1 protein-coding gene and 1 pseudogene are annotated in these 925 nt (G+C 78.5%); both read left to right on the forward strand.

Annotation, left to right across the window (positions count from 1 at the left end; genetic code table 11):
• On the forward strand, positions 1-617 hold a 617-nt coding region (locus tag G5C65_RS37760; RefSeq protein ID WP_165303584.1), incomplete at its 5' end, for a glycosyltransferase family 4 protein.
• A pseudogene (locus G5C65_RS37765) lies at positions 614-925 on the forward strand (hypothetical protein); the annotation flags it as partial. The gene G5C65_RS37760 and the pseudogene G5C65_RS37765, both read left to right, overlap by 4 nt.

A 925-nucleotide genomic window follows, 5' to 3' on the forward strand; every position in this document is an offset into this window, starting at 1 on the left:
GCGCCGGGGTGCGGGAGCGGCTGGGGCTGGACGGCCGGCCCGTGGTGCTGTGCGTCGCGCGCCTCGTCCCCCGCAAGGGGCAGGACGCGCTGATCCGCGCCCTGCCCCGGGTCCGCCGCGCGGTGCCGGACGCCACGCTGCTGCTGGTGGGGGCCGGACCGGACGAGCGGCGGCTGCGCGCGCTCGCCCGGCGCACCGGCGGACTGCGGGGCGCGGCGGGCGCCGTGCTCTTCGCGGGCGGCCTGCCGCACGGCGCGCTGCCCCCGTACTACGCCGCCGCCGATGTGTTCGCCATGCCCTGCCGGAGCCGTCGGCTGGGCCTGGAGGCCGAGGGGCTGGGCATCGTGTTCCTGGAGGCCGCGGCCGCCGGGCTGCCGGTCCTCGCCGGTGCCTCGGGCGGCGCCCCGGAGACCGTACGGGACGGTGAGACGGGCCGCGTCGTCGACGGGCGGGACGTGGGGGCGGTCGCCGACCGGCTGGTCCAGCTCCTCACCGGGCCCGGTGCGATGGGCGAGAAGGGCCGCGCGCGGGCCGCGGCGGAGTGGACCTGGGACGCGTCGGCCCGCCAGTTGCGCCACCTGCTGGACCAGGCGGCGTCCCGTACCGTCGAGCCGTGACACGAGGGGTGACCGGCGAGGATCCGGCGACCGGGGAGGACGGGACGACCGGGACGGTGGCCGGGGGTGTGTGGCAGGCGATGGGACGCGGCCCGGTACGGCTGCTGTTCTCGTCCTGGCCGTGGCGCGCCACCGGCTATCTGCTGGCCGGCGGAGTCCTCGGCACCGGCTGGCTGCTCCTCGCGCTGGCCCTGCTGGTGGCGGGGCTGCTGCTGCTGCCGGTGGGGATCGGCGCGCTGATCCTGCTGTGCGTACCGGTGACGGCGGCCGGGCTCGCCCGGCTCGAACGCTCCCGGCTGCTGTCTCTT

It is taken from the genome of Streptomyces boncukensis (assembly GCF_011045075.1).
GTDB lineage: Bacteria > Actinomycetota > Actinomycetes > Streptomycetales > Streptomycetaceae > Streptomyces > Streptomyces boncukensis.